Annotated in this window: 16 protein-coding genes and 2 rRNA genes (1 of these 18 running past the window's edge); 3 read left to right on the plus strand and 15 right to left on the minus strand. The window is 73.0% G+C overall.

Translation table 11 applies throughout. The features are described 5' to 3' along the window. Window positions 1-45 precede the first annotated feature (45 nt). Complete coding sequence (locus tag ABZO31_RS06495) at window positions 46-1,581, minus strand: APC family permease (protein ID WP_406860057.1); 1,536 nt, start codon at window positions 1,579-1,581, stop codon at window positions 46-48. Window positions 1,582-1,743: 162 nt separating this feature from the next. On the opposite strand from ABZO31_RS06495, the gene ABZO31_RS06500 reads away from it, so the two are divergent. Then, window positions 1,744-3,366, plus strand: coding sequence for a PucR family transcriptional regulator (locus ABZO31_RS06500; protein ID WP_406860058.1), 1,623 nt, complete (start codon window positions 1,744-1,746; stop codon window positions 3,364-3,366). A 17-nt stretch (window positions 3,367-3,383) separates the two neighbouring features. Here the strand turns inward: ABZO31_RS06500 and ABZO31_RS06505 are convergent, their stop codons facing one another. The 6 genes from ABZO31_RS06505 to ABZO31_RS06530 form a co-directional block, all read right to left on the minus strand. After that, window positions 3,384-4,475, minus strand: coding sequence for a glycosyltransferase family 4 protein (locus ABZO31_RS06505; RefSeq protein ID WP_406860060.1), 1,092 nt, complete (start codon window positions 4,473-4,475; stop codon window positions 3,384-3,386). A 90-nt stretch (window positions 4,476-4,565) separates the two neighbouring features. Further along, the gene (locus ABZO31_RS06510; RefSeq protein ID WP_406860061.1) at window positions 4,566-5,297 is read right to left on the minus strand and encodes a hypothetical protein; all 732 of its coding nucleotides are present in this window, start codon (window positions 5,295-5,297) and stop codon (window positions 4,566-4,568) included. Window positions 5,298-5,440: 143 nt separating this feature from the next. After that, on the minus strand, window positions 5,441-7,183 hold the full coding sequence (gene recN, locus ABZO31_RS06515; protein WP_406860062.1) for a DNA repair protein RecN: 1,743 nt from the start codon (window positions 7,181-7,183) through the stop codon (window positions 5,441-5,443). An 84-nt stretch (window positions 7,184-7,267) separates the two neighbouring features. After that, a complete protein-coding gene (locus tag ABZO31_RS06520) occupies window positions 7,268-8,188 on the minus strand; it encodes an NAD kinase (protein ID WP_406860063.1) in 921 nt (306 codons plus the stop codon). Further along, window positions 8,185-9,000 carry a TlyA family RNA methyltransferase gene (locus ABZO31_RS06525; RefSeq protein WP_406860064.1) on the minus strand — a complete coding sequence of 272 codons (816 nt, stop codon included), beginning with the start codon at window positions 8,998-9,000 and terminating at the stop codon, window positions 8,185-8,187. Before ABZO31_RS06525 ends, ABZO31_RS06520 begins: the two co-directional genes overlap by 4 nt. A 7-nt stretch (window positions 9,001-9,007) precedes the next feature. Further along, a complete protein-coding gene (locus ABZO31_RS06530) occupies window positions 9,008-9,373 on the minus strand; it encodes a hypothetical protein (protein ID WP_406865272.1) in 366 nt (121 codons plus the stop codon). Between the two features lie 96 nt (window positions 9,374-9,469). Here ABZO31_RS06530 and ABZO31_RS06535 point away from each other — a divergent pair, with 96 nt between their 5' ends. Further along, complete coding sequence (locus tag ABZO31_RS06535) at window positions 9,470-9,817, plus strand: SCP2 sterol-binding domain-containing protein (protein WP_406860065.1); 348 nt, start codon at window positions 9,470-9,472, stop codon at window positions 9,815-9,817. On the opposite strand, the gene ABZO31_RS06540 is transcribed toward ABZO31_RS06535, so the two are convergent. The 4 genes from ABZO31_RS06540 to ABZO31_RS06555 form a co-directional block, all read right to left on the minus strand. After that, on the minus strand, window positions 9,806-10,636 hold the full coding sequence (locus tag ABZO31_RS06540) for an ABC transporter ATP-binding protein (RefSeq protein ID WP_406860066.1): 831 nt from the start codon (window positions 10,634-10,636) through the stop codon (window positions 9,806-9,808). The two genes, ABZO31_RS06535 and ABZO31_RS06540, sit on opposite strands and share 12 nt — an antisense overlap. Before the next feature lie 32 nt (window positions 10,637-10,668). Beyond that, a complete protein-coding gene (locus ABZO31_RS06545) occupies window positions 10,669-11,715 on the minus strand; it encodes a FecCD family ABC transporter permease (protein WP_406860068.1) in 1,047 nt (348 codons plus the stop codon). Beyond that, window positions 11,712-12,764, minus strand: a complete 1,053-nt coding sequence (locus ABZO31_RS06550) for a FecCD family ABC transporter permease (protein WP_406865273.1) — start codon at window positions 12,762-12,764, stop codon at window positions 11,712-11,714. The genes ABZO31_RS06545 and ABZO31_RS06550 overlap by 4 nt, the downstream gene beginning before the upstream one ends. Before the next feature lie 232 nt (window positions 12,765-12,996). Then, window positions 12,997-14,034 carry an HAD hydrolase-like protein gene (locus tag ABZO31_RS06555; protein WP_406860069.1) on the minus strand — a complete coding sequence of 346 codons (1,038 nt, stop codon included), beginning with the start codon at window positions 14,032-14,034 and terminating at the stop codon, window positions 12,997-12,999. 97 nt (window positions 14,035-14,131) lie between these two features. Here ABZO31_RS06555 and ABZO31_RS06560 point away from each other — a divergent pair, with 97 nt between their 5' ends. Beyond that, complete coding sequence (locus ABZO31_RS06560; RefSeq protein ID WP_406860070.1) at window positions 14,132-15,418, plus strand: DUF1015 family protein; 1,287 nt, start codon at window positions 14,132-14,134, stop codon at window positions 15,416-15,418. A 97-nt stretch (window positions 15,419-15,515) separates the two neighbouring features. Here the strand turns inward: ABZO31_RS06560 and ABZO31_RS06565 are convergent, their stop codons facing one another. The 4 genes from ABZO31_RS06565 to ABZO31_RS06580 all read right to left on the minus strand — a co-directional run. After that, window positions 15,516-16,307, minus strand: a complete 792-nt coding sequence (locus tag ABZO31_RS06565) for a hypothetical protein (protein ID WP_406860071.1) — start codon at window positions 16,305-16,307, stop codon at window positions 15,516-15,518. Beyond that, window positions 16,292-17,374: a hypothetical protein gene (locus ABZO31_RS06570; RefSeq protein ID WP_406860073.1), complete on the minus strand. Its 1,083-nt coding sequence runs from the start codon at window positions 17,372-17,374 to the stop codon at window positions 16,292-16,294. The genes ABZO31_RS06565 and ABZO31_RS06570 overlap by 16 nt, the downstream gene beginning before the upstream one ends. A 212-nt stretch (window positions 17,375-17,586) precedes the next feature. Beyond that, window positions 17,587-17,703 (minus strand): 5S ribosomal RNA (rrf, locus tag ABZO31_RS06575). Window positions 17,704-17,809: 106 nt separating this feature from the next. After that, window positions 17,810-18,751: ribosomal RNA gene (locus ABZO31_RS06580) — 23S ribosomal RNA — on the minus strand (it continues 2,175 nt past the right edge of the window).

Consider the following 18,751-nt stretch of genomic DNA (forward strand, 5'->3'; position numbering starts at 1 on the left):
CCTGGATGGGAGGGAGCCCGGCCCCCGGGACCGGGGGCCGGGGGTTCAGCTCTGCCGTACGGCGGCGGGTGCGCGCACCGGCTCCTCGCCGGCGCGCTCGGCCGCGTCCTCGAGGACGATCCGGCCGATGATCTCGTAGCGTTCGGGCCTGCGGATCTTGAGCCAGAGGCCGAGTCCGAGGCCGCCGAAGAAGACCAGTCCGACGATCCAGGGGATGGCCTTGTAGACGAGCGAGTCGGCGGCGAGCCCGGCCGCGGTCTCCATGTTCACGATCAGCAGCACGACCACCGCGGTCATGCCGAGGCCGCCGAGGAGCGGGGCGGTGAAGGTCGTGAACCAGTGCCGGTCCTCGGGGTGGTTCTTGCGGAAGTAGCCGATGACGGCGAACGAGCACAGGGTCTGCACGATGAGGATCGCCATCGTGCCGAGGATCGCGAGCAGCGTGTACAGGTGGATGTACGGGTCCTGGCCGGTGAGCCCGAACGCGGCGACGAGGGCGACGGCGATGACGCTCTGCGCGTACGAGGCGAGGTACGGCGAGCCGTGCTTCGGGTGCGTCCGCCCCAGGGCGGGATGGAGGAAGCCCTCGCGGCCGATGGCGTACAGGTAGCGGGCGGCGCACTGGTGGAAGGCCATGCCGCAGGCGAAGGAGCCGGTGAGCAGCAGCCACTGGAAGGCGTCGACGGCCCATCCGCCGATGAAGGACTCGGTGGGCGCGAAGAACAGGTCGAGGGGGCTCGCGGACGAGGACAGCTTCACCGAACCCGCGAGCCCGTTCCCGGCGATGGTCATCCACGAGACGTAGATGTAGAAGAGGCCGACGCCGATCACGGAGATCAGGGTGGCGCGCGGGATGACCCGCTTGGGGTCGCGGGACTCCTCCCCGTACATGGCGGTCGACTCGAAGCCGACCCAGGACCAGAAGGCGAAGAACAGCCCGAGTCCTGCGGAGGCTCCGGTGAACGCGTTCTTGGGGTTGACCGGCTCGAGGGGAATCCCGTCCGGCCCGCCCCCCGAGATCAGGACGGCGGTGGCGACCGCGAAGAGGACGGCGATCTCCGCGACCAGCATGACGCCGAGCGCCTTGGCGGTGAGGTTGATGTCGAAGTGCGCGAGGACCGCGGTGACGGCCAGCATCGCGGCCGCGTAGACGATCCACGGCAGGTCGACGCCGAACTGGTCGGCGACGGTGGTCTTGGCGAAGTACGCGAACACCCCGACGATCGACGCCTCGAAGACGATGTACGCGAGGACCGCGAGGAGCCCGGAGGCCATTCCGGCAAGGCGGCCGAGACCGTGCGAGATGAAGCCGTAGAACGCGCCGGCGGCGGTGATCCGCTTCGCCATGGCGACGTAGCCGACGGAGAAGACGGTCAGGACGAGGGTGGCGAAGAGATAGCCGGCGGGCGCGCCGGTGCCGTTGCCGAAACCCACGGCGATGGGAAGATTGCCGGTCATCGCGGTGATCGGGGCCGCGGTGGCGACCGCCATGAAGACGACGCCGACGATCCCGACCGAGTTCGCCTTCAGCCGGTGGACCTCGGGGGCGGCAGCTGCCGCCGGGGTGGGGTTGTCTGCCATGGCGGGAGAGCATCCTCGCGCGTGACGCAGGCCACAATCGACATGCGGTCGCACAATTCCCGCCATGGGGCGACGAGTTGTCGGCCCGTTGGACGAACTGTCCGGCCCTGTGACCGTGGGGTGATGTCGCGGAAACACGGGACGCGGGTAGCGTCCCGCTCCATGGAAGACCAGGGCGGGATCACCGTACAGCGGGCCCTCGAGCTTCCGGGGCTGCGCGGCGGGCTCCCGGAGGTCGTCGCGGGCGCGGACCGACTGCAGCGCACGGTCCGCTGGGTGCACGCGGGCGAGGTGCCGAACATCGCGTCGCTGCTCAAGGGCGGAGAGCTGCTGCTGACGACGGGCCTGGGGCTCGGGACCCGGCCGGCCGAGCAGCGGGCGTTCGTCCGGCGGCTCGCGGACCGCGGGATCGCGGCGCTGGTGGTGGAGCTGGGCCCGAGGTTCGCCCGCCTCCCGGCCACGATCGTGGACACCGCGAAGGCGGCGGGTCTGCCCCTGGTGCAACTGCACCGCGAGGTCCCGTTCGTCGCGGTCACGGAGGAGATCCACACCGAGATCGTCAACGGCCACTACGCGCTGTTGCGGCAGGCGGAGGAGGTCCACCGGCAGTGCACGGAGGCGCTGCTCGGCGGTGGCGGGGTGCCGCAGGTGCTGCGGATCCTCTCGGACTTCTCGGCGAACCCGGTGTTCCTGGAGACCGCCGACGGGCGGCTGCTGTACGCGGCGGGCACGGAGTCCGGCCCGGCGGACCCGCTCCAGGTCTGGGAGGGCCTGCGCGGCCAGCGCGCGGCCCGGGAGTCGGGGCCGCCGGTGGGCTCGGTCGTCGTGGACGTCCCGGGCGGTGGGACCGGCGCCGGAGGAGTAAGGGCACGGCTGGTGCTCCTCGCCGTGTCGGGCGCGCTGTCCCCCGTCCACCGCATGGCGGCGGAGCGCGCGGCGGGCATCCTGGCGGTCGTCCTGATGCAGGCGCGCCAGGAGGAGGAGCTGGCGGCGCGCGGCCGGGGCGACTTCCTGACGGACCTGGCGGAGGGCCGGATCACCGCGGAGGACGCGCCGGCGCAGGCGCGGGTGCTCGGCTTCAAGCCGGGCGAGGGCCCGCTGCTGCCGGTGGTGATGCGGCTGGCCGCGGAGCTGGGCCCGTCGGGCAACTGGGCGCTGCTCGCACGGGCGGTGCTGGAGGAGCTGTCCTCGGTGGGCGTCCCGGTGCTGCTGGGCGTCCGCCCGGTGGAGGGCCGGGTGCCGCTGCTGCTCGGCCTGCGCTCGGAGTCGGAGCGGACGGCGGTCGCGGACCGGGTGGCGGCGGCGCTGCGGGCCGGGGTGGAGCGGGCCGGCCTGACGGGGACCGGGGCGCATCCGCCGGTGGTGGTCGTGGGCGTGCCGGGCGGCTGGGCGGCGGCGTCGGCGGGGTTGCGGCACGCCGCGGAGACGGCGGCTGCGGCGCAGGGCCTGTCGGACCGCCCCTGGTACGACGCCAGGCGCCTGGACATCGACCTGCTGCTCTGGCGCCTGAAGGACCACGAGGACCTGGCGGCCTTCGTGGACCGCGCGATCGGCCCCCTGCGCGACCACGACGCGACGTCCCGGCCGCCGCTCCTCCCCACCCTGCAGACCTACCTGGCCCACGCCGGCCGCAAGGCGGAGACGGCCCGCGAACTCCACCTCAACCGCCAGACCCTCTACAACCGGCTGGCCCGCATCGCCGAACTCCTCGGCACCGACCTGGACGACCCCCAGGTGGTCCTGGCCCTGTCACTGGCACTGAGGGCCAGGCGGCACGTGTCGTAACGGTCGGGGGCGGTCCCCTACCGCGCCGTCAGTTCGTCGTAGACGCTCAGGACGTGGGCGATCGTGTCGTCCTCCGTGGGCCAGGTCGCGGCCTGTACCCGGCCCGCCGCCGCCAGGTGCGAGCGGCGGTCCGGGTCGGCCAGCAGGGCGGAGACGGCCGCGGCGAGCGCGGCCGGGTCGCCGTACGGGACCAGTTCGGCCGCGTCGCCGACCAGTTCCGGCACCCCGCCCACCGCCGTGGCGACCAGCGGCACGCCCAGCCGCAGCGCCTCCTGCGCCAGGACCGACCGTGCCTCCCACCGCGACGGCAGCACCGCGACGTCCGCCGCCGCCAGCAGCTCCGCGACGTCGTCGCGCCGCCCCACCAGCCGTACCGGCAGCGCCTCCTCGTCGATGCGCCGCTGCAGCGCCGCGCGTTCGCGCCCCTCGCCCGCGATCACCAGGAGCGGCTGCGGGTCCGCCGCGCGCCACACCCGCGCGGCCTCCAGCAGCAGCCGGTTCCCCCGCCCCGGCTCCAGCGCTCCGACGGCCATCAGCAACGGCCGGTCCACCGCGCCCAGTTCGGCCCGCGCCTTCCCGTCGTGCAGGCACACCGGCCCCCGCGACACCGGCACCGTCACCGGCGCGAACCGTGCGTCGCGTGCCCCGCGGCGCCGCGCCCGGTCCACCAGCTCCGACGACGTGCCAAGGACGACGGAAGCCGCCCGCACGGTCTGTCGTTCGAGGAGCCGCAGCAGCCCGCCGCGCGCGCCGTCCGCATGGCTGCGTACGTGCCAGGTCATCACGAACGGCGTGTACGAGGGCGTCCACGTCGCGCCCGCCAGCGCGAGCGCCGTCCGCACGCCCGCGTGCAGGCCGTGCGCGTGCACCACGTCCGCGCCGATGCAGGCGTTGCGCAGCAGCCCGACCGTCGTCGGGTCGCTGCGGCGCGGCACCGGCACGAAGTGGGCGCCGACGCCGAGAAAGTCGTATTCACGGTCGAGGTGGGCCGGGGCGCACACGGTCACCCGCACGCCCCTCGCCACGAGTCCCGCGGCGAGTGACCTGACGTGAGCGCTGCTGCCCGCGCTGCCGCCGCCCAGCACTTGGACCGTACGCAGCTGAGTCACGCGCCCAAGGATGCCAGCCCGCACGCACGTTCCGGCACCGATGGGGCCACGTTCCCGTGTCCGACGCCCCAACTCACCGAACGGGATCACTCACACGGGTGAACGGACCCACTCCGTGACATGGTCTCCACACGCCGCCGCGGCGACGAGCGCGGCCGCGTGGGCGGCGAGCCCGAGCCGGCCGTTGCCCGCGACGATCGCGGCGCCGACGGCCGCGCCGAGGGCGTGCGCGCCGGTGTCGCCGAGCATCGTCCGCTCCCCGAGGTCGTCCGCGAGGACCGCCGCCGCCGCGCCCATCGGCGCCGCGGCCTCCGGCCCGCGCAGCAGCCCCGGCGTACTGAGCGCCAGGACGCCGAGCAGGGCGCGGCCGGGTCGTACGTCCACGAGGTTGACGAGATGCGCGGTACCGGCGATGACGACGCCCGCGAGGACCTTGTCGACGGGACGTTCCTTCATCAGCGCGCCCGCGACGAGCCCGGCGGCCCCGATGCCGAGGAGCTTGACGGCCCCGCTGGTGACCTCGCCGCGCCGCAGCGCGCCCAGATGCGCCCGGAACCCGCGCCGGTCGTCACCGTACGCGTCGTCGTACGCGCCACAGGCCCCGGCGGCCAGCACGGCGAACGCGGCGGGCGCCCCGCCGACGGCGACCGCCGCGCCGAGGGCCGTGGCGGGCCCGGAGTACAGCTCGACCTCCCGCCCCGCGTGGTTCACCCGCCGCGGCCGCTCGCCGCCCACGCCGCTGCGCCTGAGCGCCTCGTACGCGCCCCGGGTCACCCCCGCCGCCACGGCGAAGGCCCCCGCCCTGCCCAAGTTCTTGATCATGTAGCCCAGCGTACGGGGGCACGGACCGGCGCCCGGAGGCGCGTACGCGCCGGGGCACACGCGGATGCACTGCCGGAACGCACACCACGCCCGCGCGCGAGCGGCGGTGCCCCGTCCGGCGCCGCCTCCGCCCGCGCCCCGCGTCAGCCCTCCGCGCGCGCCGTCGCCAGCAGTTCCTCCGCGTGCGCCCGCGCGGTCTCCGAGTCCTCCTGGCCGGCCAGCATCCGCGACAGCTCGCGGACCCGGTCCTCGCCCTCCAGGACCGTCACACCGGACCGGGTCACCGAGCCGTCGTTCGTCTTCTCGACCAGCAGCTGCCGGTCGGCGAAGGCGGCGACCTGCGGAAGGTGGGTGACCACGACGACCTGCGCCGACCGGGCGAGCTTGGCGAGCCGCCGGCCGATCTCCACCGCCGCCTTGCCGCCGACGCCCGCGTCGACCTCGTCGAAGAGGTACGTCGGCACGGGGTCCGTCCCCGCGAAGACGACCTCGACCGCGAGCATCACGCGCGACAGCTCACCGCCCGACGCGCCCTTCGCGATCGGCCGCGGCGGCGCGCCCGGATGCGGGGCGAGCAGCAGCTCGACCTCGTCCGCACCGGCCGGGCCGTACGCGACGACCCGCCCGCCGACCTCGACGCCGTCCGCCGCCTCGACCTGGCGGATGTCGAACGACACCCGGGCATGCGGCATCGCGAGCGAGGCGAGCTCCGCGGTGACGGCATCGGCGAACCGCGCCGCCGCCTCCGTACGCGCGTCGGTGAGCGCCTGGGCGAGCCCGGACAGCTCGGCCCGCAGCGTGTCCCGCTCGGCGGTCAGCTCGCCGATCCGGTCGTCGTCGCCGTCCAGCTCGGTGAGCCTGCCCTCGCTCTCCTGCGCCCAGGCGAGCACGGCGGCGACGTCCGCGCCGTACTTCCGGGTGAGCTGGGTGAGCGCGGCGCGGCGCTCCTCGACGGCGGCGAGCCGGCGCGGGTCGGCGTCGAGGTTGTCGGCGTAGCCGGCGAGTTCGCCGGACACGTCGGCGAGCAGGATGGAGATCTCGCCGATCCGGTCGGCCAGCGCGGCGAGCGCCGGATCGTGGGACCGTACGGCCTCCAGCGCGCGTCCCGCCCCGGCGACGAGGGTCGTCGCGTCGACGGCCTCGGGGTCCTCCGGGTTGCCGGCCAGCGCGGTGTGCGCGAGCGCGGCGGCGGAGGCCAGGGCCTCGGCGTGACCGAGCCGCTCGGCCTCGGCGGCGAGCTCGGTGTCCTCGCCGGCCCGGGGCTCCACGGCCTCGATCTCGGCGAGCCCGAAGCGCAGCAGGTCGGCCTCCTGGGCCCGCTCGCGGGCCCGGGTGGTCAGCTCGTCCAGCTCGGCGGCGACGGCGCGCAGCCGCCGGTACGCCTCACCGTAGGCGGCGAGCGGCCGGGCGACGGCGTCGCCCGCGTACCGGTCGAGGGCGCCGCGCTGCCGGGCGGGCTTGAGCAGGCCCTGCTGGTCGGTCTGGCCGTGCACGGCGACGAGCTCGTCGGCGAGCTCGGCGAGCAGCCCGACGGGCACGGAACGCCCGCCGAGGTGCGCGCGGGAGCGGCCCTCTGCGGAGACGGTCCGGCTGACGAGCAGCACGCCGTCGTCGAGCTCGGCGCCCGCCTCCTCGGCCCGCGCGGCCGCGGGCGCGCCGGGGGGCACGGTGATCCGGCCCTCGACGACCGCGGACCCGGCCCCGATCCGTACGAGGGCAGGGTCGGCCCGTCCGCCGAGCAGCAGCCCGAGGCTCGTCACGACCATGGTCTTGCCGGCGCCGGTCTCGCCCGTCACCGCGGTGAACCCGGGCGACAGCTCGACGACGGCGTCGTCGATGACCCCGAGCGACCGTATCCGCATCTCCTCCAACACGGAGAAGACCATACGAGGTCGGCGCCCCAAGATGCGACGGCCCCCACGGGAACTCACCCTCCGGGTGCCCACAACGGGTGGGTCGGCCCCCACGGACTAGTGCCTCGCGCCCCGCCAGCCCGACACCGGCAGTGCGAACTTCGCGACCAGGCGGTCCGTGAAGGAGGCGTGGTGGAGGCGGGCCAGGCGGACCGGGACCTTACCCTTGCGGACCTCGACCCGCGCGCCCGCCGGCAGCTCGACCGTGCGCCGCCCGTCGCACCACAGCACCCCGTGCGGCGTGTGCGGCTCGACCTCGACCGTCAGCACCGAGTCCGGCGTCGTCACCAGCGGCTTCGCGAACAGCGCGTGCGCCCCGATCGGCACCATCAGCAGCGCCTCGACCTCCGGCCACATCACCGGACCGCCCGCCGAGAACGCGTACGCCGTCGAGCCCGTCGGTGTCGCGCAGATCACGCCGTCGCAGCCGAACCCCGTCACCGGGCGCCCGTCGATCGCGAGCACGACCTCCAGCATCCGCTCCGGCGACACCTTCTGCACGGCCGCCTCGTTCAGCGCCCAATCCGTGTGCAGCACATCGCCGTTGTCGTGCACGACGACGTCGAGGGTCATCCGCTCCTCGACCTCGTACGACCGGCCCACCACCCGGTCCACGACCTTGTCCAGGTCGTCCCGCTCGGCCTCCGCGAGGAAGCCGACCCGCCCCAGGTTCACCCCGAGCATCGGCACCCCGGACGCCCGGGAGAACTCCGCCCCCCGCAACAATGTGCCGTCGCCGCCGAGCACGATCAGCAGCTCACACCCGTCGAGCGCGTCCTCGCAGCCCTCCGGCACCTGCTCCACCGCCGGTGACGGCGGCAGCGGCAGGTCCGCGGCCTCCGCCTCCAGGACCCGTACCCGCAGGCCGCTGCGCAGCAGCCCGAGCACCACCAGTTCGGCGCTGCGCACCGCGGCCGGACGGCCGGTGTGGGCGAGCAGGAAGACGGTACGCGGTGTTGCTGTCGTCGATGATGTCAACGAGGTCCCTCCGCCACGGCGCGATCCACATCCGCCGGATCCAGCGCGGGCGCCCCGGCCCGCAGCCACAGAAAGTACTCGACGTTGCCGGACGGCCCGGGAAGCGGGCTGGCCGTCACCCCCAGCACGCCGAGGCCCAGCTCCGCCGCCTGCCGGGCGACGTTCTTCACCGCGTCCGCGCGGAGTTCGGCGCTGCGCACCACCCCGCCGCTGCCCAGCCGTTCCTTGCCCACCTCGAACTGCGGCTTCACCATCAGCACGAGGTCCGCGTCCGGCGCCGTGCAGGCGACCAGCGCGGGCAGCACGAGCCCCAGCGGGATGAACGACAGGTCGCCGACCACCAGGTCCACCGGCGTCCCGTCGATCGCCTCCACCGTCAACTCGCGTACGTTCGTACGGTCCTTCACGGTGACGCGCTCGTCGCTCTGCAGCGACCACGCCAGCTGCCCGTACCCGACGTCGACGGCGACCACGTGCGCCGCGCCGGCCCGCAGCAGCACGTCCGTGAAGCCGCCCGTCGACGCGCCGGCGTCCAGCGCCCGCCGCCCCTCGACCCGCAGCCCCTGCGGTACGAACGCCGCGAACGCCCCGGCCAGCTTGTGGCCGCCGCGCGACACGTAGTCCGGGTCGCTGTCGTCCTGCTGGACGACGATCGCCGCGGCCGTCTCGACCTGCGTGGCGGACTTGGTGGCGACGGTCTTGCCGACGGTCACCCGCCCTGCGGCGATCAGCTGGGCGGCGTGCTCGCGCGAGCGGGCGAGCTTCCGGCGCACCAGCTCCGCGTCCAGTCGACGGCGTGCCACTCCTGCCACGTTCGGTTCAGCTCCTGTGGTCGTACGTAGGTGTCGGTCCCGGGCGTGCGGCGGCGTCGAGCGAGGTCAGCTCGTCCCGCAGGCCCCGGTGTACATCCTCGTACACCTCCAGGTGGCCGTCGGCCGGGAGGTGGTCCGCGTCCCCCAGCCGGGCCAGAAGCGTGTCCACGGCGGCTTGGTCGGTCGGGGTGCGCTCGACGCCGAGAGGAGCGGGCCCGACGGGCTCTGTGGCCTCCGCGGCGGGCTCGGGGACCTCGGAGGCGGACCCTGCGGCCTCCGCGGCGGGCTCGGGCGAGGCGCCGGGACCCGCGGCGCCGGCGGCGTCCGTGTCGCGTACGTCGTCATGCCCCTCCGTACGTGCCACGGCAGGCATCCGTTCACCCACGCCGTCACCCTCACCCACGCCGTCCCGCAGCACGTCACTCATGCCCCGACGCTATCGCGAAGCCCTGAGGTACGGTCGGTCGCGATGGCCACGATCGAGGAGTGCCGCAGCGCACTCGACAGACTTTCGGACAATCTCGCCCGCGCGAACGGTGACGTGCGCGGCGCGACGGCGCTCGACCGCACGCTCAGCTGCCACCTCACCGACCTCGGGACCACCTTCACCGGCCGTCTCGCGGACGGCCGGATCGAGGACGTGCTGACGGTGGCGGGACCGCCGCCCGGCAAGGCGCAGATCCGGCTGGCGATGACCGGCGACGACCTGGTCGCGATGGTCGACGGCGAGCTGAACTTCGCGAAGGCCTGGGCCTCCGGCCGGGTCCGGCTGGAGGCCGGCTTCCGCGATCTGCTGCGGCTGCGGTCACTTCTGTAGCGCCGGCTCCGCCGCCCTCGCGCGGGCCTTGCGCCCGGCCGGCACCACCAGCGGCGTGCCGGTCTCCGGGTCGTCGATGACCTGGCAGCGCAGCCCGAAGACCCGCTCGACCAGCTCGGCCGTGACCACCTCGGACGGCGGGCCCTCCGCGACGACCTCGCCGCCGCGGACGGCGATCAGGTGGGTGGCGTACCGGGCCGCGTGGTTCAGGTCGTGCAGGACGGCGACGAGCGTGCGGCCCTGGTTCTCGTGCAGCTCGGCGCACAGGTCCAGGACGTCGATCTGGTGCTGGATGTCGAGGTACGTCGTCGGCTCGTCGAGCAGCAGCAGCGGGGTCTGCTGGGCGAGCGCCATCGCGATCCACACCCGCTGCCGCTGACCGCCGGACAGCTCGTCGACGAACCGGTCCGCGAGTTCGGCGACACCGGTGGCCGCCATCGACTCCTTGACGATCCGCTCGTCCTCCGGCGACCACTGGCGCAGCAGGCCCTGGTGCGGGTAGCGGCCGCGGGCGACGAGGTCGGCGACGGTGATGCCGTCCGGCGCGATCGACGACTGCGGCAGCAGGCCGAGCGTCCGCGCGACCTTCTTCGCGGGCAGCGCGTGGATGGACTGCCCGTCGAGCAGCACCCGCCCCGCCGTGGGCTTCAGCATCCGCGACAGGGCGCGGAGCAGCGTCGACTTGCCGCAGGCGTTGGGGCCGACGATGACCGTGAAGGAGTTGTCGGGGATCTCGACGGACAGGTCGCGGGCGATGACCCGCTGCTCGTAGGCGAGGGTGACGGAGTCGGCGCCGAGCCGCTGCCGCGAAGAGTCCATGCCGGTACTCCTGTGATCGTCGTTCTCGTGGGTCATATCCGTCCGGCCTTCCGCTCGGTGACGAGCAGCCACAGCAGATAGCAGCCGCCGAGCACACCGGTGACGACGCCGACGGGCAGCTGGCGGTCGTCGAACGCCTGGGTGGCCGCCCAGTCGGCGGCCAGCAGCAGCGCCGCGCCCATGAGGGCGGAGGCCGCGAGGTTGGGTCCCGGGGAGCGGGTGAGCCGGCGGGCCAGCTGGGGGGCGCTCAACGAGACGAAGACGATGGGGCCGGCCGCGGCGGTGGCCACGGAGACCAGCAGGACGGCGGAGGTCATGAGCACCGTCCGGGTCCGCTCGACCTTGACGCCGAGCGCGTACGCGGCGTCGTCGCCCATCTCCAGCATCCGCAGCGCGCGGCCGTGGCCGAGGACGACGGGGAGCAGGACGCAGCAGACGGCGAGGAGCGGCCAGAACTGGGTCCAGTCGCGCCCGTCGAGCGAGCCGGTCATCCACACGGTGGCGCGGGTGGCGTCGACGAGGTTGGCCTTGGTGATGAGGTAGTGGATGACGGCGGTCAGCATGGCGGCGGCGCCGATGCCGACGAGGACGAGCCGGTAGCCGTGCACGCCGCGCTTCCAGGCGAGCAGGTAGATCGCCGTACCGGTGACCAGTCCGCCGACGATCGCGCCGCCGGCGGCGGCGAGGGCGCCGCCCTGGAAGAGCACGATGACGGTGAGCGCGCCGACGGTGGCGCCCTGGCCGAAGCCGATGACGTCGGGGCTGCCGAGCGGGTTGCGGGAGACGGACTGGAAGACGGCGCCGCCGATGCCGAGCGCGGCACCGACGAAGACGGCGACGAGGACGCGGGGCAGCCGCAGGTCCATGACCGCGAACTCCTGCACGGGCGTGCCGTCGCCGAGCAGCGTGGCGACGACGTCGCCGGGGGCGATCGGGAAGTCGCCGCTGCCGACGAGGACGACCGCGCCGGCGAGCGCGAGGACGAGCAGCGCGAGGACGGCGACGACGGAGCGGGGTTCGTACCGTACCGAGAAGCCGCCCGCGGTCCGCAGCGCCCTCGTGGGGGACTTGGTGGTCACAGCTGGGCCATCCTCTTGCGGCGGACGAGGTGGATGAAGACGGGTCCGCCGACGAGTGCCGTGACGATGCCGACCTGCAGCTCGGAGGGGCGGGCCACGACACGGCCCAGGACGTCGGAGCCGAGCAGCAGCACGGGCGCGAGGACGGCGGCGTACGGCAGGATCCACCGCATGTCCGGGCCGGTGATCGCCCGGACCATGTACGGGACCATCAGCCCGAGGAACACGATCGGACCGCAGGCGGCGGTCGCGGCGCCGCACATGAGGGTGACGGCGAGCATCGCGAGGACGCGGGTGCGGTTGAGGTTCGCGCCGAGCGCGCGGGCGGTGTCGTCGCCCAGCTCCATGGCGTTGAGCGGCCGCGCGATCAGCAGCGCGAGGACGACGCCGACGAGGATGAACGGCGCGACCCGGCGGACGGTGGCCATGTCGGCGGAGGCGAGCGAGCCGACGGTCCAGAAGCGGAGCTGGTCGAGCGCGGCGGAGTTGAGCAGCTGGACGGCGTTGACGTACCCGTACAGGGCGGCGGTCGCGGCGGTGCCGGCGAGCGCCAGGCGGACGGGGGTGGAGCTGCGGCTGCCGCCGAGCACGTACACGAGGACGGAGACGACGGCCGCGCCGACGAACGCGAACCAGACGAAGTCGGAGACGTCCGAGACCCCGAGGAACGCGATCGCGGTCACGACGGCCGCGGCGGCGCCGGCGTTGACGCCGAGCAGTCCGGGCTCGGCGAGCGGATTGCGCGTCAGCCCCTGCATGACGGCGCCGGACAGGCCCAGCGCGACGCCGACGAGCAGCCCGAGGAGGGTGCGGGGCACGCGCACGTCGTGGACGATGACGTCGTTGCCGACGCCGGCGTTCTGGAACAGCCCGTGCCAGACATCGCCGAGCGGCACCGGTTTGGCGCCGACCATGATGCTCAGGACACAGACCAGCAGCAGGACCCCGACCGCCACGACCAGCCCGACCGCCCGTACCCCATGACGACGCGTCGATTCCTGGCCAACGGCAGCCGGCTCCGCGCTCGCGCGAGAGGGACTGTCGACCAACACGAGGTTAGGTTAGCCTACCCTCGCAATCTCGCCTCCCCGCGGAAAGGGTCCCCTCCGGGACCCCCTGCCCTCCGGACCGCGAACCAATCCCCGGCCCCAGGGGTCGGGAGCGGAGGGAACGGGCGGGAGCGGAGGGGACGGTAAGGGCGGAGCCCCCGGTGCCGTCAGGGTTTCGGGGAGGGGTGGGGTGGGGTGGGGGAAACTCACCGCCCGCCCAGGGGCGCGACGCTCACCACCCCAGTCGCCCCAGCGCCTTCCCCGCCGGCAGCCCGCACGCCCCGGCCCCCGCAGCCGTCCACGCCGCCCCGCACAACGCCCGCAGCCCGTCCAGCGGGTCACCCTCGCCCGTCAGCTCCAGCGCGGCATCCCGTACCGACGCCGTCCAGCCGCCACAGGCGAAGCCGTCCGCCGTCGGCACGACCTCCGGCTGGCCCCGCAGCAGCGCCCGCAGGTCCGCGTCCACGTACGTCGGCCGGTGTTCCGGCACCGCGGCGAGCAGCTGCGCCGCATCCGTCACCCCGGTCAGCACCAGCAACGAGTCCACGCCCCCGTTGAACGCGCCCTCGATGTCCGTGTCCAGCCGGTCCCCCACCACCAGCGGCCGCCTCGCGCCCGTCCGCAGCACCGTCTCCCGGTGCATCGGGGGCAACGGCTTGCCCGCCACCCGCGGCTCCGCCCCCGTCGCGATCCGGACGACCTCCACCGCCGCCCCGTTCCCCGGCCCGACCCCCCGCGCCCCCGGAATCGTCAGATCCGTGTTGGACGCGAACCACGGCACCCCGCGCTCGATCGCGTAACACGCCTCCGCGAACCGCCCCCACGGCAGCTCCGGCCCCCCGTACCCCTGCACCACCGCCGCCAGGCCCTCGGTGTCCGCCGAGTCCACCGGCACCAGGCCCCGCTCCCGCAGCGCCACCCGCAGCCCCTCGCCGCCGATCACCAACACCGGCGCCCCGGACGGGACTTCCGCCGCGATCAGCCGCGCCACCGCCTGCGCCGACGTGACCACGTCGGCCGCCTCCGCCGGCACACCCAGCTCCGTCAGGTGCCGCGCGACCGCCTCCGGCGTCCGCAGCGCGTTGTTGGTGACGTACGCCAGGTGCATCCCGCCCTCCCGCGCCGCCCCCAGCGCCGGCACCGCGTACGGAATCGCCTCCCCGCCCGCGTACACCACGCCGTCCAGATCCAGCAGCGCCGTGTCGTACGCCGCGAGAAGCGCCTCCGCGCTCCCGTCCGGCCGCTGCCTGCCGCCGCCCTGCTGTTCCATGCTCCTGCGCTCCTGACGAAGTCGACGCTCCCCGCTCCTCCGATCATCGCTCATGCCCCCGATCCACTTACGACGCCCGTCCACATACGATGTCGAGATGAACACAACAGGTCCCGCGGCCGATGACGTCCGCGCCGACGGTCTGCGCCTGCTCCCGTTCCGGGGCCTCCGCTACGTACCTGAACGGGTCGGCAGCCTCGCCGCCGTGACCTCGCCCCCGTACGACGTCGTCGTACGCCCCGACGGGCTGCACCACCTCGAGTCCGCCGACCCCCACAACATCGTCCGCCTGATCCTGCCGCAGGCCATGACCGCCGGCACCCGCCACCGCAAGGCCGCCGTCACCCTCGACCGCTGGCTCGCCGACGGCGTCCTCGCCCCGGACCCGGAACCCGCCCTGTACGTGTACGAGCAGCGGAGCGGCGACCTCCTCCAGCGCGGCATCATCGGCGCGCTCGAACTGTCCGCGCCGGACCGCGGCATCGTGCTCCCCCACGAGGACGTCATGCCGCACGTCGTCGAGGACCGCGCCGCGCTCATGCGCACCACGGCCGCCAACCTGGAGCCGCTGCTCCTGACGTACGTCGGCGAGGGCGACGGGGCTACGCGCGTCATCGAACGGACCGCGCAGCGCGAGCCGTTGCTCTCCACCACCACCGAGGACGGCGTCCACCACCGCCTGTGGGCGGTCACCGACCCCACCGAACTGGCCGCCGTCGCCGCCGAACTCGCGCAGCACCAGGCCCTCATCGCCGACGGCCACCACCGCTGGGCCACCTATCTGCGGCTGCAGCACGAGCACGACTCCCCCAGCCCCTGGAACTACGGGCTCGTCCTCCTCGTCGACACCGCCCGCCACCCGCTCCGGGTCCGCGCCATCCACCGCCTGCTCAGCCGCCTCCCGGTCGCCGACGCGCTCGCCGCCCTGGAGGGCCGCTTCCGCATCCGCCGGGTCGACGGCCCGCTGCCGGCCGCCATGGAGACGCTCGCCGCCGCGGTCGCCGACGGCAACGCCTTCCTGCTGGCCGGCGACGGCGGCTTCCACCTCGTCGACCGCCCCGACCCCGCCCTGCTCGCGGAGACGGTCCGCACGGACCGGCCCGAGGCCTGGCGCACGCTGGACGCGACGGTCCTGCACGCCACGATGCTGGACCACCTGTGGCACATCCCGGACGCGCCCGAGCACATCGCGTACATCCACGACACGGAGGCCGCGGTCGAGCAGGCCGAACGCCGCGGCGGCACGGCGGTGCTGATGCATCCCGTACGCGAGGAGGTCGTCCGCGACCTCGCCCGCCAGGGCGTCACGATGCCCCGCAAGTCGACCTCCTTCGGCCCGAAGCCGGCGACGGGCCTGGTGCTGCGGAGCCTGGCCCTGGACTGAGGCCAGGCACATACGAGAGAGGGCGTCACCCCGGCCGGGGTGACGCCCTCTCTCGTATCTGTCGCTCCGTCGCTAGGTCACTAGGTCGCCAGGGACGTCAGCGCTTGTCGTCCGACTCCGGGGCGACCTCGTCGGCGACGTCGGTGTCGTCCGCGGCGGCGTCGACGACGACGTCCTCGTCGCCCTCCCCGCCACGGTCGGCCTCACCGGTCTCGGCGGCCGCCTCGTCCTGCTCGTTCGCGTCGGCGTCGTCGATCTCCTCGACCTCGACGAACTCGACGCCGTCCAGCTCAGCGAGCCGGTCGGACGCGTCCGTGGACCCGTCCTTGTCCGCCTCCAGCGCCTTGGCGAACCACTCGCGGGCCTCGGCCTCGCGCTCCGCCGCCAGCAGGGCGTCGGCGTAGGCGTACCGGAGACGCGCGGTCCACGGGTGCACCGCGCTGGACGCGAGTTCGGGGCTCTGCAGGGTCACGATGGCGGCGTCGAGCTGCCCCATGTCCCGGCGGGCGCCGGCGGCGACGAGCCGCATCTCCACCTGCCCGGCCTTGTCCAGCTTCTGCACCTCGGGCTCGCCGGCCATCGCCAGCGCCCGCTCGGGCCGGCCCAGGCCCCGCTCGCAGTCCGCCATGACGGGCCACAACTCGGTGCTGCCGGTCATCCGCCGGGCGGCCCGGAACTCGGCCAGCGCCTCGGAGTACTTCTGCGTCGCGTACGCGGCGAAGCCGGCGGCCTCGCGCACGGCGGCGACACGGGACGCGAGCCGGAGCGCGATACGCGAGTACGCGTACGCCTGCTCCGGGTCCTCGTCGATCAGCTTCGCGACCATGACGAGGTTGCGGGAGACATCCTCGGCGAGCCCCTTGGGCAGGCTCATCAGCTCCTGCCGCACGTCCGGGTCGATCTCCTCACCGGTGACGTCGTCCGGGATCGGCAGGCGCTTGATCGGCTGGCGGTCACCGCGGTCCCGGTCACGGTCGCGATCGTCCCGACGGCCGTAGCCGCCCCGGTCGTCACGGCCTCGGTACCCGCCGCGGTCGTCGCGGCGGAAGCCGCCACCCCGGCTGTCGTCCCGACGGGGCCCACGGGGCCGGTCGTCACGTCGGTCGTCCCGGCGGTCGTCACGGCGGTCGTCACGGCGGTCATCGCGCCGGAAGCCCCCGCGGTCGCGGTCGTCGTCGCGACGGTACGAGGGGCGGTCGTCACGCCGCTCATCACGACGGAAGGACGGACGGTCATCGCGGCGCTCGTCACGGCGGAAGCCACCGCCACGGTTGTCGTCACGTCGGTCATCCCGACGGTCGTCACGCCGCTCGTCACGGCGGAACGACGGACGGTCGTCGCGCCGGTCGTCCCGACGGTCGTCACGCCGGTCATCGCGACGGAAGCCACCGCCACGGTTGTCGTCACGCCGGTCGTCACGGCGGAAGCCACCGCGGTCGCGGTCGTCGTCGCGACGGTACGAGGGCCGGTCGTCACGCCGCTCATCACGACGGAAGGAGGGCCGGTCGTCACGCCGCTCGTCGCGACGGAACGCCGGACGGTCGTCACGGCGGAAACCGCCACCGCGGTTGTCGTCACGGCGGTTGTCGTCACGGCGGTCGTCACGACGGAAGCCACCACCGCGGTTGTCCCCGCCGCGGTCGTCACGGCGGAAGCCACCGCGATCGCGATCGTCGTTCCGGCGGAAGGAGGAGGGGCGGTCGTCGCGGCGGTCGTCCCGCCCGCGGTAACCGCCACCGCCGGCGCCACCGCCACGGTTGTCGTCACGGCGGTAACCGCCACCGCCGGCGCCACCACCACGGTTGTCATCACGGCGGAACCCGCCACCGCGGCTGTCACCACCGCGGTCGTCACGGCGGAACCCGCCACCGCGGCTGTCACCACCACGGTTGTCGTCACGGCGGTTGTCGTCACGGCGGTATCCACCACCGCGGTTGTCATCACGACGCGGGCCACGGAAGCCGCCCCGCTCGCCACCGTCCCTACGACGCGGCTCGCGTTCCGGACGGTCGTCGGGAGAGTTGGTGGACATCGAGTGACTCCTGTCTGCTGGTACTGCTGTCATTCTCGCGCAGCCGGCACGCGGCCGCGCTTCGTCAAAAAGGTCTGAAAAAACAAAAGGACCCCTGGTCCCAGCTGAACGCTGGGACCAGGGGTCCTGAAAGATTGTTCGGCGGTGTCCTACTCTCCCACAGGGTCCCCCCTGCAGTACCATCGGCGCTGAAAGGCTTAGCTTCCGGGTTCGGAATGTAACCGGGCGTTTCCCTAACGCTATGACCACCGAAACCCTATCGGTTTCGAGCGAACAAGCACACTCTGTAGTTATGTTCTAGCTCTAGAAACCAGCAACCGTTCGTTGCTTCAGAACTAACACAGTGGACGCGAGCAGCTGAGGACAAGCCCTCGGCCTATTAGTACCGGTCAGCTCCACCCATTACTGGGCTTCCACATCCGGCCTATCAACCCAGTCGTCTACTGGGAGCCTTACCCTCTCAAGGAGGTGGGAATACTCATCTCGAAGCAGGCTTCCCGCTTAGATGCTTTCAGCGGTTATCCCTCCCGAACGTAGCCAACCAGCCATGCCCTTGGCAGAACAACTGGCACACCAGAGGTTCGTCCGTCCCGGTCCTCTCGTACTAGGGACAGCCCTTCTCAATATTCCTGCGCGCACAGAGGATAGGGACCGAACTGTCTCACGACGTTCTAAACCCAGCTCGCGTACCGCTTTAATGGGCGAACAGCCCAACCCTTGGGACCGACTCCAGCCCCAGGATGCGACGAGCCGACATCGAGGTGCCAAACCATCCCGTCGATATGGACTCTTGGGGAAGATCAGCCTGTTATCCCCGGGGTACCTTTTATCCGTTGAGCGACGGCGCTTCCACAAGCCACCGCCGGATCACTAGTCCCGACTTTCGTCCCTGCTCGACCCGTCGGTCTCACAGTCAAGCTCCCTTGTGCACTTACACTCAACACCTGATTGCCAACCAGGCTGAGGGAACCTTTGGGCGCCTCCGTTACCCTTTGGGAGGCAACCGCCCCAGTTAAACTACCCATCAGACACTGTCCCTGATCCGGATCACGGACCGAGGTTAGACATCCAGCACGACCAGAGTGGTATTTCAACGGCGACTCCACAACCACTGGCGTGGCCGCTTCAAAGTCTCCCACCTATCCTACACAAGCCGAACCGAACACCAATATCAAACTGTAGTAAAGGTCCCGGGGTCTTTCCGTCCTTCTGCGCGAAACGAGCATCTTTACTCGTAGTGCAATTTCACCGGGCCTATGGTTGAGACAGTCGAGAAGTCGTTACGCCATTCGTGCAGGTCG

Origin of the sequence: Streptomyces solicamelliae (assembly GCF_045348655.1) — a bacterium.
In the GTDB taxonomy this organism is placed as follows: domain Bacteria; phylum Actinomycetota; class Actinomycetes; order Streptomycetales; family Streptomycetaceae; genus Streptomyces; species Streptomyces solicamelliae.

Excerpts from the sequence above, each read along its gene's own strand:
- ABZO31_RS06495 (WP_406860057.1), bottom strand. The coding sequence starts at position 1,581 with ATGGCAGACAACCCCACCCCGGCGGCAGCTGCCGCCCCCGAGGTCCAC.
- ABZO31_RS06500 (WP_406860058.1), top strand. The coding sequence starts at position 1,744 with ATGGAAGACCAGGGCGGGATCACCGTACAGCGGGCCCTCGAGCTTCCG.
- ABZO31_RS06510 (WP_406860061.1), bottom strand. The coding sequence starts at position 5,297 with ATGATCAAGAACTTGGGCAGGGCGGGGGCCTTCGCCGTGGCGGCGGGG.
- recN (WP_406860062.1), bottom strand. The coding sequence starts at position 7,183 with ATGGTCTTCTCCGTGTTGGAGGAGATGCGGATACGGTCGCTCGGGGTC.
- ABZO31_RS06530 (WP_406865272.1), bottom strand. The coding sequence starts at position 9,373 with ATGCCTGCCGTGGCACGTACGGAGGGGCATGACGACGTACGCGACACG.
- ABZO31_RS06535 (WP_406860065.1), top strand. The coding sequence starts at position 9,470 with ATGGCCACGATCGAGGAGTGCCGCAGCGCACTCGACAGACTTTCGGAC.
- ABZO31_RS06540 (WP_406860066.1), bottom strand. The coding sequence starts at position 10,636 with ATGGACTCTTCGCGGCAGCGGCTCGGCGCCGACTCCGTCACCCTCGCC.
- ABZO31_RS06555 (WP_406860069.1), bottom strand. The coding sequence starts at position 14,034 with ATGGAACAGCAGGGCGGCGGCAGGCAGCGGCCGGACGGGAGCGCGGAG.
- ABZO31_RS06560 (WP_406860070.1), top strand. The coding sequence starts at position 14,132 with ATGAACACAACAGGTCCCGCGGCCGATGACGTCCGCGCCGACGGTCTG.